Here is a 13,382-nt window from a genome sequence, read left to right on the forward strand (position 1 = left end):
TGGGAAAACAGCGCCGGCCCGGCCGGCTTCACGCCTGATATGGCGACGCTTCCAGCCAGGCACAAGGCAGCGCCAGCGCGCCCTGCCCGGCCACGGCGGCGGCGATGACCGCATCAGCAGCGGCGATGTCGATGCCCTGCTGCTCATACCAGGCCGGGTTGTAGTAGCTGTGCGCGTAGCGTTCGCCGGCATCGCACAGGATGGTGACGATGGACCCGCTGCGGCCGGCGTCACGCATCTGCTGCGCGGCGTACAGCACGCCGATGAAGTTGGTGCCGGTGGAACCGCCGACCCGGCGCCCCAGCGTGGCGCTGACGTGGCGCATCGCCGCCAGGCTCAGCGCATCGGGCACCTTGACCATCGCGTCCACGCTGGTCGGGATGAAGCTGCGCTCCACCCGCGGGCGGCCGATGCCTTCCACGCGCGAGCCGCCCTCGCAGGTCAGCGTGCGCCAATCATCGCCGGCCAATGCCGCGCAGTAGCCGTCGTAGAACACCGACACTTCCGGGTCCGCGCACAGGATCAGGGTGTCGTGGCGGCGGTAGCTGACATAGCGGCCGAGCGTGGCGGCCGTGCCACCGGTGCCGGGGCTGCAGACGATCCACTCCGGCACCGGGTGCGGCTCCTCGGCCATCTGCTTGAAGATGGACTCGGCGATGTTGTTGTTGGCGCGCCAGTCGGTGGCGCGCTCGGCGTAGGTGAACTGGTCCATGAAGTGGCCACCGGTTTCACGCGCCAGGCGCTCCGATTCGCAGTTCAGGTCGCAGGCGCGCTGCACCAGGTGGCAGCGGCCACCGTGGAACTCGATGGCGGCGATCTTCTCCGGCGAGGTGCTGGCCGGGATCACCGCGATGAACGGCAGGCCAAGCAGGCGCGCGAAGTAGGCCTCGGACACCGCGGTGGAGCCGCTGGAGGCCTCGATCACCGGGCAGCCCTCGCGCAGCCAGCCGTTGGCCAGCGCGTACAGGAACAGCGAACGCGCCAGACGGTGCTTGAGGCTGCCGGTGGGGTGGCTGGACTCGTCCTTCAGGTACAGGTCGATGCCGGGGAAGCCCGGCAGGTCCATCGGGATCAGGTGGGTGTCGGCCGAACGGTTGAAATCGGCTTCGATCTTGCGGATGGCCGACGCCACCCATGCACGCTGGGACATGGAACGCCACTTCAGTGAAGAGTGCCGGGAATTCTACCGGCTGGGGGATGGTTCGACGCTGGAAGCCACCCTCCCCAGCCCTCCCCTTGGCTGCGCCAAAGGGAAGGGACAAAGCCATCGACCTGCGAGGTCGTCGCAATGCCGCCTTTCCGCCCCCTCCCTTTGGCGCAGCCACGGGAGGGCCGGGGAGGGGTATGCCCTTCGCACACACCCGAAACCCGACAAACCATTCAGGCCTTTCTTCACACTGAAATGGTATGGTTCAGGCCTGTTCCCGGACCCCAGCCCGTGCCGCGCATCCTGCTGCCCCTGCTGCTGTGCCTTTCCCTGATCGCCGGTGCGGTCGGGTCGGTATGGTCTGCGACGGTGATGGCGATGCCGATGGACGACATGGCCATGACCATGGACGCCGGCCACGACTGCTGTCACGAGGAAGCCAGCCTGCAATGCGCCGACGACGGGAGCGACGCCACCGCCGCCTCCTGTGCCGACGGCAACCACTGCGACTGCAAGCAGCACTGCAACATGCTGCCGGCCACCGCCATGGCCCGCCTGGGCAATCCCCGCCACACGCTCGCGCCGGTGCCACCGGTGCCCTCGCGCTACGACGTGGCCCCCGGCCAGCTGAACCGGCCTCCCATCGCCTGATCTCCCGCTGGCGCCCCGCGCGCCGGTACGCAGATGCCTGCGCCACGGCCCTGCCGCGGTGCTTCCTTGATCTGTTCAGGACATGCCACGACGCATCGTGATGCGCGGGCATGGCCGGGAGTTCCACATGTCATCCGATTTCCTTTCCGATTCGCGCTCGGCGCTGTCGCGACGCCGCTTCGTGCAGGGCCTGGCCCTGGGCGGCGTTGTCGCCGGTGCCGGGCTGGGGCGCATCCCCGATGCCCTCGCCCGTACCCCTGCCGCCATGGCCACCGGCGCCACCGAACTGCGCGGCACCGACCTGCAGTTGGCCATCGGCCGCTCGGCGGTCAACTTCACCGGGCGCACCCGCGGTGCGATCACCGTCAACGGCTCGCTGCCGGCGCCGATCCTGCGCCTGCGCGAGGGCGATACCGTCAACCTGCGCGTGGCCAACACGCTCACCGATGAGATGACCTCGATCCATTGGCACGGCATCCTGCTGCCGGCCAACATGGACGGCGTGCCGGGCCTGAGCTTCAACGGCATCGCACCGGGCGAGGCTTACCAGTACCGCTTCCAGCTCAAGCAATCGGGCACCTACTGGTACCACAGCCACTCGCTGTTCCAGGAGCAGGCCGGCCTGTACGGCGCGTTGATCGTCGACCCGCTGGCACCACCGCCGTACCACTTCGACCGCGAGCACGTGGTCATGCTCTCGGACTGGACGGACATGGATCCCAATGCCCTGCACCGGCGCATGAAGAAGATGCCGATGCACGACAACACCTACCAGCGCACCGTCGGCGACTTCCTGCGCGATGCCCGCACCGATGGCCTGCGCGCCACCCTGGCCGATCGCGGCATGTGGGGCCGGATGCGGATGACGCCTTCGGACATCTCCGACATCAATGCCCACACCTACACGTACCTGATGAACGGCACCGCGCCGGCGGGCAACTGGACCGGGCTGTTCCGCAGCGGCGAGAAGGTGCTGCTGCGTTTCATCAACGGCGCCTCGATGACCTACTTCGACGTGCGCATCCCGGGCCTGAAGATGACCGTGGTCGCGGCCGACGGCCAGTACATCCATCCGGTCAGCATCGATGAGTTCCGCATCGCGCCGGCCGAGACCTTCGACGTGATCGTCGAGCCGACCGGGCAGGATGCGTTCACGCTGTTCGCCCAGGACATGGGCCGCACCGGCTACGCCTGCGGCACCCTGGCGGTACGCCACGGCCTGCAGGCGCCGATCCCGCAACTGGACCCGCGCCCGCTGCTGACCATGGGCGACATGGGCCATGACATGGGCGGCGGCGGCCATGCCGGCATGGAAGGCGGTTGCGGCGCCAACATGGGCAAGGGCATGGAAGGTGGCTGCGGCGCGGCCATGGGCCACGGCGCGCACGGCGGTGGTGACAAGGCGCCGAAGCACAAGCCGAGCGAGGCGGGCAACCCGCTGGTGGACATGCAGACCGCGGCCACCGAACCGAAGCTGGACGACCCGGGCATCGGCCTGCGCGACAACGGCCGCCAGGTGCTCACCTATGGCGCGATGCGCTCGTTGTTCGAGGACCCGGATGGCCGTGAGCCCGGCCGCGAGATCGAGCTGCACCTCACCGGCCACATGGAGAAGTTCGCCTGGAACTTCGACGGCATCCCGTTCGGCGGTGCCGAGCCGATCCGCCTGAATTACGGCGAGCGCATGCGCATCGTGCTGGTCAACGACACGATGATGCAGCACCCGATCCACCTGCACGGCGTGTGGAGCGACCTGGAGGACGCCGATGGCCAGTTCCAGCTGCGCAAGCACACCATCGACATGCCGCCGGGCACCCGCCGCACCTACCGCGTGCGTGCCGATGCCCTGGGCCGCTGGGCCTTCCACTGCCACCTGCTGTACCACATGGAAGCGGGGATGATGCGCGAAGTGAGGATCCAGGCATGAAGACACTTTCCCACTCCCTGCTGTTCCTCGCGCTGGCCGCCAGCGGCCCGGCATTGGCCCAGGACCCGCACGCCGGACACGGCACGACGACGAGTCCGGCCGCAGATCCGCACGCCGGCCATGCACCACCGAAGGCAAACGCCGATGCGCATGCCGGACACGTGATGCCGGCGGCGCCGAAGGACGACCCGCACGCCGGGCACGTGATGCCGCAACCGCCGGCGCAGGACCCGCATGCCGGCCATGACATGTCGGCCATGGACCACGACGCACATGCAGGGCACGCCATGCCGGCGAAGGCCACCAGCGCCCCCCCCCGCGAGCCGATCCCGGTGCCGACGGCCGAGGATCACGCCGCCGCGTTCCCGGTGTTGAAGCCGCATGCGATGGAACATGCACCGGCGTTCAACAGCCTGGTGGTGTTCGACCACCTGGAGGGCTGGGACAACGACCAGGGCAGCGGCCAGTCGTGGGGCATCAACGCCTGGTTCGGCAACGACATCGATCGCCTGTGGGTGCGTAGCGAAGGCAGCCGCAGCGACGGCAAGCTCGGCGACTGGTCGGTGGATGCGCTGTACGGGCGTTCGATCTCGCCGTGGTGGGACGCCGTGGCCGGTGTCCGCCACGACAACGGCCGCCAGATACCGGACCTGACCCGCGCGGCGATCGGTTTCCAGGGCATGTCGCCGTACAAGTTCGAAGTCTCGGCGATGGCCTACCTCGGTGGCACCCGCAAGGCCGAGCTCGCCGTCGAAGCCGAGTACGACGTGCTGCTGACCAACCGCCTGATCCTACAGCCGGTGATCGAAGCCAGCATCGCCGCCGATGACGATCCCCGCCGCGGCGTGGGCAGCGGGCTGGGCCATGTCGAGGCCGGCCTGCGCCTGCGCTACGAGATCACCCGTCGCTTCGCGCCCTACGTCGGCTTCGTGCATGAGCGCAAGTTCGGCCGCACCGCCGACATCCATCGCGATGCCGGCGAAGGTACCCGCGAATCACGCTGGGTGGCCGGTATCCGCTTCTGGTTCTGACCGCCATCGCTGGCGTGCGACGTGCGCGCCAGCACCTACCTCATCCAAGGAACATCCCATGAAGATCCTGCACACCCTGCTGCTCATCGCCGTCGCCACTGTCGCACCGGCTACCCTCGCCCAGGCCCAGCATGCGGGCCACGCCGCGCACGACCACAGCGCACACGCCGCCAAGCCGGCCACCAACGCGGCGGCAAGCGATGTCGAGGCGACCTTCAAGCGCCTGGACAGCAACAACGATGGCGCCCTCACCCGCCAGGAACTGCCGGCCAGGCATGCACTGCTGCCGCATTTCGACATGAGCGATGCCAACCGTGACGGCAAGCTCGACCTCAACGAGTTCAAGCGCGGCATGTCCATGCTGTAAGCCCTTGGCCGCGCCGGCACACCACCGGCGCGGCAGTCCCGACGGAGTTCAATGACATGAAACTGCTTTCAACAAGCGCCCTGCCCGCCCTCGCCCTGGCCGCCAGCACGCTGCTGGTCAGCGCCTGCAACGCGACACCGGCCGCGCCTGCCGCCAAGGCGGCCAACGCAACGGTCGACGCCGTACCCGCACGCGCCACCTTGCCGGTGGTGAAGGTGCACAAGGACCCCAACTGCGGCTGCTGCGGCGGCTGGGCCGAGCACATGCAGGCAGCCGGATTCCCGGTGGAAGTCCATGACACCAGCGACATGGCCTTGGTGAAGCAACGCCTGGGCATTGGCGAGGGCATGATGTCGTGCCACACCTCGGAAATCGACGGCTACGTGGTGGAAGGCCATGTGCCTGTCTCCGCGATCCAGAAGCTGCTGGCCGAGCGACCGAAGGCCCGCGGGCTGGTGTTGCCAGGCATGCCGATCGGCTCGCCGGGCATGGAGTCGCCGGATGGCTATCGCCAGCCGTTCACCGTCGCGTTGCTGGCCGAGGACGGCAGCCTGAGTGAGTTCTCGCGACACGAGTGAGTTCGTAGCCGAATGAAAAAGCCCTTCTCCGCAATGGAGAAGGGAAATGGCTGAGACCGGCTGTTCGTGGCAGGTAGTGGCTGCAGTCCTGCTGCTTAAGACCCTCTCCCGCATGCGGGAGAGGGGTTGGGATGAGGGCGCTGTTGAAGCACGCAGAAGCAAACGCTCCCCTCATCCGCCCCTGCAGGGCCCCTTCTCCCGCAGGCGGAAGAAGGGGGATCAATGTGCACCGCGAACTCGCCGCTCCCTGTCCCGCTAGCGGGACAGAAAAGCGCGCCCAAGCAACCACCAACCCTCAGATCTTGAAGTCGTCGTAGGCAATCCTCGACTCCTCGACCCCCAGCTTGCGCAGCAGCTGGCGCGTCGCCGACAGCATCGCCGGCGGGCCGCACAGGTAGAACTCGCAGCCCGACAGGTCCGGATGCTGGCGCAGCAGGTCCTCATGGATCGCATCGTGCACGCGTCGTGGCGTTCCGTTCGACGCATCCTCCGACCACACCGGGTGCCAACTGAAGTTCGGGTGCTGCGCGGCCAAGGCCTGCATCTGCTCGGCATACGGACAATCACGCCGATTGCGCGCGCCGTACCAGTAATGGATGCGTTCGCCGCCGCCCTCCTCCAGACGCTGCTGGATCATCGCGCGCAGCGGTGCCATGCCCGCTCCAGCCCCGATGAACACCTTCTCGCGCTCGACCCCGCTCAGGGCGAAATCACCGAACGGGCCGCTGTAACGCACCCGGTCCCCTTCGCGAAGCGTGTACAGCCAGGTGGAACCCTTGCCGGGCGGATGACGCTTGTTCTCCTGCCATCCGGGGCTGAAGCGTGCCAGCAGCACCAACTCGCCTTCGGTCGCGGTCACCGGCATCGCCAGCGAATACGATCGACGCACCGATGCCTTGTTCTGCAGGGTGGCCGGCAATGGCAATGGCTTCCAGTCCTCGCGGTGTTCGTCCGGATGCCACAACGCGCTGCGCGGCAGTTCGTACTCGGGAACGTGCAGCTGCAGGTAGCAACCCGGCTGGAACTGGGCGTCGGCCGGGTTGTCCGGGCGCAGGTGGACCTCGCGCAGGAACGGCGTCACCGCGACCACCTTGACCACCGTGGCCCAGTGCTCGGTCCACAGGCTGGCGCCACCGGCCACCTCGATCTCCAGGTCCTCGTCCACCGGCAGGTTGCAGGCCAGCCGGCAACCGACCTTCAACTTGGCCGCCGGCAGGTGCGAACGGTCCGATGCGGTGGCCTTGCCTGCGCCGCCGCGCACGCGGACTTCACACAGGCCGCAGCTCTGCCCGCCGCCACAGTTGGACGGCAGGTTCACGCCTTCGCGGGCGAGCGCCACGTACACGCTGTCGCCGTTGGCCGCGGTCACCGTGCGCAGGTGTGCGCCGCCCGGGGCGTACACCATCAACTGACGCCGCCGGCGCCAACGGCGCGGGATGAACTCGTGCAGGTGGAAGCTGGCCACCAGCAGCCAGAAGCCGGTCAACGCCAGCCACAGGCCGCCGATGCCCATACCCACCACCAGCGGGTTGTTGAAGTTCACCCGCTCGCTGTAATCCATGATGTGCAACATCCAGAAGATGTCGAACAGGCGCCAGGTGGCGGTGCGGTGCTCCATCACCTGTCCGCTGTGCGCGGACACGTAGATCGTGGTGTCCTGCGCGTCGCTGAAGTCCACCCGCCAGACCGGGTCGGGGTTGGCCCGCGTTTCCAGGCTCTTTTCCAGGTACGTGGGTGCCGACGGCATGCCGTCACCGCGGTAGGCCGCCTGGGCCACGCGCAGTGCCAGCGTGTTGCTGATCTCGATGCGACGGCCATCGAGCGCATCGATCACCTCGGTGCCCTTCGGTGACTGCAGGCGGTAGACCGGCATGTCCAGCAACCAGCCACTGTCCAGCGTCGCCGCCGGATGCCGGGCCGCGCGCAGCGCCTCGGTCGGCGACACGGTGCCGGACGGCCAGGCCGGCATCTCGGCCTTGGGCGCACGCTGGGCGGTGCCTTCGATCCGATCAGGGTCGAGCAGGCCCATCATCAGGCCACTGCCCAGCCACACCACGAACTGCAGGCCGATCACCAGGCCCACCCACTTGTGCAGGGTCCGCATCCAGGGCGTCATGCCTGCCTCCGCTTGCCGAAGCTGTAGAACAGCAGCCAGATGCCACTGAGCGCGAAGCCCAGTCCGATCACCGCGGCCACCCGCAGCAGGGTGTTGTTGACGTCGGTGCGGTTCTCGTAATCCATGATGTGGAACATCCACAGGAAGTCGAACCAGCGCCACAGGCTGTGCCGGCGCGCCAGCAGTTCGCCACTGTCCGGCGACAGGTACAGCGTGCTCTGGCCGCGGTCGGTGAAATGCACCGCCCACATCGGCACCGGCCGCGTCTTCACCTCCGACGGTGCCTGGGTGATCCATTCCACCCGCGCCACTTCGCCGTCGCCCTGGTAGAGCGAGCGGGCCAATGCGATCGCGCCGTCACGGTCCAGCGGTGGCAGGCGTTCACCGCTGCCGGCATCGACCAGGAACTTCGCGGCGCCCTGCCGTACTTCGTAGACCTCGCGGTCCAGCACATGCTTGAGCCGGAACGATTGCAGCTGCGGGTGGCGGGCCACCAGGGCATCGGCATCGATGCGGGCGGCCTGCGGCGGCAGCGGCTCGCCATGCACGTGCGCCAGGTGGTCACCGTGGATCACGTCCAGCGGCACCACGGTCATGTAGACGCCGCTGAGCATCCACAGCAGCGCCTGCACGCCGATCACCAGGCCGATCCATTTGTGGGCGCGTCGCGCCCAGAATGCGGGTTTCATCAAGTCATCCTCACTCAGCGTCGCGCCCCCCCGTCATCCGGCGGGGCGCCAGCGGTCACCAGCGGTAGCCGATGCGTGCGTACCAGCGGCGACCCAGCAGGTCGTAGGTCATGGTGTCGGTGTTGGCATCGGTGTAGCTCTGGATGAACGGCGCCTTCTTGTTGAAGACGTTGTCCACGCCCAGCGAGACATCGAACGCCTTGCTCACCGCATACTTGAGCTGGAGGTTGTGGTAGAACACCGACGGCGCGTGGTCGCCGATGTCGCCACGGGCGGCATTGATATCCTCGGCACGCCCGATGTACTGCGTGGACCAGGTACCCGACCACTGGTCGCGGCTGGCGTTCAACGCCACCAGGCCACGCCACTTGGTGTAACTGCCACGGCCACCGGTGATCTTGCCGGCGTACTCGATGATGTCCTCACCCTTGTAAGGGCGCACGTCATAGCGCTGCAGATAGGACACGTCGGCGCTGACGCTGGCATTGAAGCCAGCCATATCGAACTCGTACAACGCCCCCAGGTCAACGCCACTGACCCATTCGTTCGAAGCATTTGCTGGCTGCAGGGCCAGGAAGTCCACCTCACCGGTGCGAGGATTGCGGGTGAAGGTGTTGGCATTGCAGTACGGATGCGTCAGGCCCGGGGTGTTGTAGCAGAGCGACAGCTTCTTCGAACCCGGGGTGCGCTGGATCGCGTTCTTGATGCGGATGCTGTAGTAGTCCAGCGTCAACGTCAGGCCCGACACGAACGCCGGCGTCCACACCACGCCGGCGGTGAACGAGGTGGCATCCTCCGGCACCAACTCCGGGTTGCCGCCTGTCGCGGTCAAGATGGTGTTGCCCGGCTGTACATAGTCGACCGGCACGCCATGCGCCTGGCAATTTGCACGTACCACCGAGTCGGATGGCAGCTTGTTCCATTTGCTGCACGGATCAGTGGTGGTCAGATTGCCTTCGGAGACACCGCCGAACAGTTCCGGGATGTTGGGAATGCGGAATGCGGTGGCATAGGTGCTGCGCACTTTCAGCGAGCTGTTGACCTGCCAGTCCAGGCCCACCTTGTAGTTGTAGTCACGCCCGAACAGGTCGTAGTCGGAGGCGCGTGCGGCCAGGTTGAGGTACAGCGAGTCGGCGATGACACTGTCCTGCAGCAGCGGCACCGCCAGTTCTGCGAACACTTCCTTGGCGGTGTACTCGCCGTCGGTCGGACCCTGCTGGTTGGTGTTGCCGATGCCAAGCACGGTCAGGATGTCCGGGTTGCGCCAGCCCTTCTCCTTGCGCACTTCCACGCCGGCGGCGAAGCCCACCCAGCCGGCCGGCAGCTCGAAGACCTGGCCGCTGAGGTTGGCGGTGAAGCTCTTCTGCTCGTTGCCGCCGGTATCGCGCGAGCTGTACAGGATGTAGTCCAGCACCTCGCGGCTCAGGTCGCCGTAGCCCAGGTAGTCACCGCAGGGAATGGCCGCACCCGGCAGCGGGCTGCACAGCGCGCGGTCCAGGGTCTGCTCGACGCGGTCCAGGTTGGCCACGTTGTCCGAGCCGTCCACGCCGGTGTTGCGGCCCCAGTTGAAGGCTGCCGACCAGTCCCAGCTGGTGCCCAGTTGGCCCTTCAGCCCGGCCACGACGCGCCAGGTATCGGTTTCCTGGAAGAAGTGGCGCGGGCCCGCTTCCTCGAGGCGACGGCGCTGCAGCAACAGGTCCTGCCCGGTCGGGTTGGTCGGGTGATCGGCGGCGATGTTGATCGGCCGGTACACGCCCAGCGCGCCGGCCGTTGCCAGCTGCCTGGACTGGCGGTTGGTGTACATCAGCTCGACGAAGGCCTCGGTGGTGTCGTTGAGCTTGCTGTCGCCGAACACGCTGAAGCTCAGGCGTTCGATCGGATTGACCGCATTGAGGGTGGGGTTGCCGTTGTAGTTGTGCTTGGCCGCCGAGTACGGCTCGTAGAAATCACCGTCGCCGCCGAGCACCTGGTTGAAGTTGACGCGGCTGCCATCGGCCAGCAGCGCACGACCGCCCACGGTGGTCGAGCTGCCCGAGCACACCAGCTTGCCATCGGATTCGATCAGGCCGCAGGGCGCGCGCGTGGCCATGTTCACCGAGCCGCCGTCGTAGTAGTTGATCGCCGCCATCAGCGAGCCACGCTCACCGGTGACGCCCCAGCTGAAGTCCACCGAGGTTTCCTCGCCGTCGCTCTTGCTGGTCTGGCCATAACGCACGGCCAGCTCGGCGCCGTCGAAGCCCTGTTTGGTGATGATGTTGACCACGCCGGCCACCGCGTCGGCGCCGTAGATGGCCGAGGCACCGTCCTTGAGTACTTCCACCCGCTCGATCAGCGATACCGGGATCACGTTCAGGTCGACCGAGCTGTTGGCGCCGGTACCCCCGTTGACGATACGGCGTCCATTGAGCAGCACCAGCGTGCGGTTGATGCCCAGGCCGCGCAGGTTGACCTGGGTGGTGCCGTAGCCGTTCTCGGCCCAATAGGCGTTGCTCTGGCTGCCGGCGAAGCCGGCCGAGGCCGGCAGGCGCTGCAGCAGCGTTTCCACCGAGGTGGCGCCGGAGCGCTCGATCGCCTCGGCATCCACCACGCTGACCGGGCCGACGCCGGACAACTGCGCGCGCTTGATGTGGCTGCCGGTGACCTGCACCGCATCGAGCGTGCGGGCGGCTTCGTTCTGGTTTTCCTGGGCCTGTGCGGCCTGGATGGCGGCCACACTCAACAAACTGCCAATGGCCACGGCCAAGGCGTTGGACTTCACGTACATGGTCTCTCTCCCGCTGGGGAACCTATCTCTGGGCTGGGCGTGCGCAGATGCGCGCGCAAGGGCGTTGCAGCGTCGTCACGACGCGTAAAACACCGCTCAGGCGATGGGAGGTCGGAATACCCGGGAGAGTTTGCTGGCCGGCAACTGCAGTACCGGCAAGGGGACATCGAAGGTGACCGGCGGGTAGCTGCCGGCGAACAACGCCACCGTCGTGGGTGGATACAGCGCCAGCACGCAGGCGCATTCACAGCCGGTGCTGTCACCGCAGGTGCAATCGGTGGCATCGGTGCCGCCGGGCTTGCCATGGCCGGCATGGGCCTTGGCCAGGACCGGCTTGGACGGCGCGCAGTCCGCCTGTGCCGCCACATCGCCGGCGGCGGCCACGCTGGCCGCCGTGTCCAGCGCCATGCGCGCGCCCACCCACGCCCCGAGCACGCCTTCGGCCGCGAGCACGCAGATCAGCAGCAGTGGCAGCCAGCAGCGGTACGGCATGGGGCCCGACGGTCCTCGTATATTTGTATATACATACAATCAATAGCGCGTCCGGAGAAAGCCTGTCAACTGCGCTGGCTTCCGGCGAGGGTCAGTCCGTGGGTGCGCCCCCTGCGCAATTGCCGGTATACCCCTTGTACCGGCGTCGTCTCCGCCCCATTCAAGTGCAATGCACGCGCACTTCAGCGGATCGCAGAGCGGCAACGACTATCCTGCGTCGCAGCATAGCCAGCGCATCTGCCAGCGCCAAGATGCGCGGGGCATGGCAATGACGATTTTTTCTGTCGATGCACCAAAGCGCTGGTTTTGGCTGGAATACTGATTTCCGGTGCAACTTTTCCCGGCGCTGTTGATTACGGATGCAACATTCCCGATGCTGCCGCGACAACCCGTTTCCCCTCCCCCATTCACTGTGCAACAGGATGTAATCGATGAGCGTTGAATCCCTCCGTCAGCAGCCCGGCGTGGCCGCGCAGGTCCCCGCCGAAACCCATGGCTTCGTGTTCAACCACACCATGCTGCGGGTCAAGGACATCACCCGCTCGCTGGACTTCTACACCCGCGTGCTCGGCTTCCAGCTGATCGACCAGCGCGACTTCCCCGAAGCGGCCTTCAGCCTGTACTTCCTGGCCTACGTACCGGCCGGCACCCCGGTCCCGGCCGACGACGCCGAACGCCGCCGCTGGATGGCCGGCATTCCCGGCGTGCTGGAACTCACCCACAACCACGGTACCGAGCACCAGGATGGCCCGGTCTACCATGACGGCAACAGTGACCCGCGTGGCTTCGGCCATATCTGCGTGTCGGTGCCGGACATCGAAACCGCCTGCGCGCGCTTCGAGGCGCTGGACGTGCCCTTCCAGAAGCGCCTGGCCGATGGCCGCATGAAGCACCTGGCCTTCATCAAAGACCCGGACGGTTACTGGGTGGAAATCATCTCCAACACCTGACGGCGCTGGGTAACGGAGGGATCACGGCATCCCGCGCATCATGGCGCCGGGCCCCAGTGGTGCCCTCCGCCACCTTCATCCGAGGTCTGCATGGAAACCATGGAACTGCACCGTGGCCGCCTGATCGATCACCTGCAACTGGTGGTACGTGACCTGGCCGCCAGCCGCCGCTTCTACCAGGCAGTGTTCGATGCGATCGGCATTCCCATCGCCGGCGAAGGCGATGACTATTTCTGGGCCGACGAGTTGTTCATTTCCACCGCCAGCAGCCAAGCCGCCGCCGGCCAGCTCACCGGGCGCCACCACCTGGCGTTCCAGGCGCGCGACAGCGCCACCGTCGATGCCTTCCACAAGGCCGCGCTGGCCGCCGGTGGCACCGACAACGGCGCCCCTGGCGAGCGCCCTTATCACCCCGGTTACTACGGCGCCTTCGTGCTCGACCCGGATGGCAACAACATCGAGGTGGTCTACCACGGCCCGGCGCGCTACAGCGCCGACTCGGTGAAGGTCACGTTCTGATCCATGCGCGGGCATGCGTCCGCACTGCGGCACCGGCGCGTGTCGCCTGCAGGGCCGCTGTCGCCGCGTTCCCGACACCGTGGTCCTGCCGCCCCCGGCTGGCGCGCCGGACCGGGTAACGCAAACGGCCAGGTGCGGATGCACCTGGCCG

General features: G+C 67.1%; 12 protein-coding genes. 7 read left to right on the forward strand and 5 right to left on the reverse strand.

Features of this window, described 5'->3' with window-relative positions; all coding sequences use genetic code 11:
* Positions 1-28: 28 nt before the first annotated feature.
* Entirely contained in the window at positions 29-1,150 is a 1,122-nt protein-coding gene (locus tag VA603_RS09795; protein WP_323438691.1) for a PLP-dependent cysteine synthase family protein, read from the reverse strand.
* Positions 1,151-1,438: 288 nt separating this feature from the next.
* Between VA603_RS09795 and VA603_RS09800 the strand changes: the two genes are divergently transcribed.
* The 5 genes from VA603_RS09800 (at position 1,439) to VA603_RS09820 (ending at position 5,701) form a co-directional block, all read left to right on the forward strand.
* Positions 1,439-1,798, forward strand: coding sequence for a CopL family metal-binding regulatory protein (locus tag VA603_RS09800; RefSeq protein WP_165931214.1), 360 nt, complete (start codon positions 1,439-1,441; stop codon positions 1,796-1,798).
* A 127-nt stretch (positions 1,799-1,925) separates the two neighbouring features.
* The gene (locus VA603_RS09805; RefSeq protein WP_323438692.1) at positions 1,926-3,725 is read left to right on the forward strand and encodes a copper resistance system multicopper oxidase; all 1,800 of its coding nucleotides are present in this window, start codon (positions 1,926-1,928) and stop codon (positions 3,723-3,725) included.
* On the forward strand, positions 3,722-4,756 hold the full coding sequence (locus tag VA603_RS09810) for a copper resistance protein B (protein WP_323438693.1): 1,035 nt from the start codon (positions 3,722-3,724) through the stop codon (positions 4,754-4,756). Before VA603_RS09805 ends, VA603_RS09810 begins: the two co-directional genes overlap by 4 nt.
* A gap of 58 nt (positions 4,757-4,814) precedes the next feature.
* Complete coding sequence (locus VA603_RS09815) at positions 4,815-5,123, forward strand: EF-hand domain-containing protein (RefSeq protein WP_165931215.1); 309 nt, start codon at positions 4,815-4,817, stop codon at positions 5,121-5,123.
* 56 nt (positions 5,124-5,179) lie between these two features.
* Positions 5,180-5,701: a DUF411 domain-containing protein gene (locus VA603_RS09820; RefSeq protein ID WP_323438694.1), complete on the forward strand. Its 522-nt coding sequence runs from the start codon at positions 5,180-5,182 to the stop codon at positions 5,699-5,701.
* Positions 5,702-5,996: 295 nt separating this feature from the next.
* On the opposite strand, the gene VA603_RS09825 is transcribed toward VA603_RS09820, so the two are convergent.
* The 4 genes from VA603_RS09825 to VA603_RS09840 all read right to left on the reverse strand — a co-directional run bounded on the left by VA603_RS09825 (position 5,997) and on the right by VA603_RS09840 (position 11,762).
* A complete protein-coding gene (locus VA603_RS09825; RefSeq protein ID WP_323438695.1) occupies positions 5,997-7,817 on the reverse strand; it encodes a 2Fe-2S iron-sulfur cluster-binding protein in 1,821 nt (606 codons plus the stop codon).
* On the reverse strand, positions 7,814-8,506 hold the full coding sequence (locus VA603_RS09830) for a PepSY domain-containing protein (protein WP_323438696.1): 693 nt from the start codon (positions 8,504-8,506) through the stop codon (positions 7,814-7,816). The genes VA603_RS09825 and VA603_RS09830 overlap by 4 nt, the downstream gene beginning before the upstream one ends.
* 55 nt (positions 8,507-8,561) lie before the next feature.
* Positions 8,562-11,270, reverse strand: a complete 2,709-nt coding sequence (locus VA603_RS09835) for a TonB-dependent receptor (protein ID WP_323438697.1) — start codon at positions 11,268-11,270, stop codon at positions 8,562-8,564.
* 96 nt (positions 11,271-11,366) lie between these two features.
* Positions 11,367-11,762 (reverse strand): CopL family metal-binding regulatory protein, encoded by a 396-nt coding sequence (locus tag VA603_RS09840; RefSeq protein ID WP_132865749.1) that lies wholly within the window; start codon positions 11,760-11,762, stop codon positions 11,367-11,369.
* Between the two features lie 431 nt (positions 11,763-12,193).
* Here VA603_RS09840 and gloA point away from each other — a divergent pair, with 431 nt between their 5' ends.
* A complete protein-coding gene (gloA, locus tag VA603_RS09845; protein WP_323438698.1) occupies positions 12,194-12,712 on the forward strand; it encodes a lactoylglutathione lyase in 519 nt (172 codons plus the stop codon).
* Positions 12,713-12,802: 90 nt separating this feature from the next.
* Positions 12,803-13,231 carry a VOC family protein gene (locus VA603_RS09850; protein ID WP_132865751.1) on the forward strand — a complete coding sequence of 143 codons (429 nt, stop codon included), beginning with the start codon at positions 12,803-12,805 and terminating at the stop codon, positions 13,229-13,231.
* The last annotated feature ends 151 nt before the right edge of the window (positions 13,232-13,382 follow it).

The sequence above is a fragment of the Stenotrophomonas capsici genome, from assembly GCF_034961085.1.
GTDB lineage: Bacteria > Pseudomonadota > Gammaproteobacteria > Xanthomonadales > Xanthomonadaceae > Stenotrophomonas > Stenotrophomonas capsici.

What these genes read in the sequence shown, in the direction of transcription:
- VA603_RS09825 (WP_323438695.1), bottom strand. Translation starts at nt 7,817, where the DNA reads ATGACGCCCTGGATGCGGACCCTGCACAAGTGGGTGGGCCTGGTGATC.
- gloA (WP_323438698.1), top strand. Translation starts at nt 12,194, where the DNA reads ATGAGCGTTGAATCCCTCCGTCAGCAGCCCGGCGTGGCCGCGCAGGTC.
- VA603_RS09795 (WP_323438691.1), bottom strand. Translation starts at nt 1,150, where the DNA reads ATGTCCCAGCGTGCATGGGTGGCGTCGGCCATCCGCAAGATCGAAGCC.
- VA603_RS09840 (WP_132865749.1), bottom strand. Translation starts at nt 11,762, where the DNA reads ATGCCGTACCGCTGCTGGCTGCCACTGCTGCTGATCTGCGTGCTCGCG.
- VA603_RS09810 (WP_323438693.1), top strand. Translation starts at nt 3,722, where the DNA reads ATGAAGACACTTTCCCACTCCCTGCTGTTCCTCGCGCTGGCCGCCAGC.
- VA603_RS09850 (WP_132865751.1), top strand. Translation starts at nt 12,803, where the DNA reads ATGGAAACCATGGAACTGCACCGTGGCCGCCTGATCGATCACCTGCAA.
- VA603_RS09830 (WP_323438696.1), bottom strand. Translation starts at nt 8,506, where the DNA reads ATGAAACCCGCATTCTGGGCGCGACGCGCCCACAAATGGATCGGCCTG.
- VA603_RS09820 (WP_323438694.1), top strand. Translation starts at nt 5,180, where the DNA reads ATGAAACTGCTTTCAACAAGCGCCCTGCCCGCCCTCGCCCTGGCCGCC.
- VA603_RS09805 (WP_323438692.1), top strand. Translation starts at nt 1,926, where the DNA reads ATGTCATCCGATTTCCTTTCCGATTCGCGCTCGGCGCTGTCGCGACGC.
- VA603_RS09835 (WP_323438697.1), bottom strand. Translation starts at nt 11,270, where the DNA reads ATGTACGTGAAGTCCAACGCCTTGGCCGTGGCCATTGGCAGTTTGTTG.
- VA603_RS09815 (WP_165931215.1), top strand. Translation starts at nt 4,815, where the DNA reads ATGAAGATCCTGCACACCCTGCTGCTCATCGCCGTCGCCACTGTCGCA.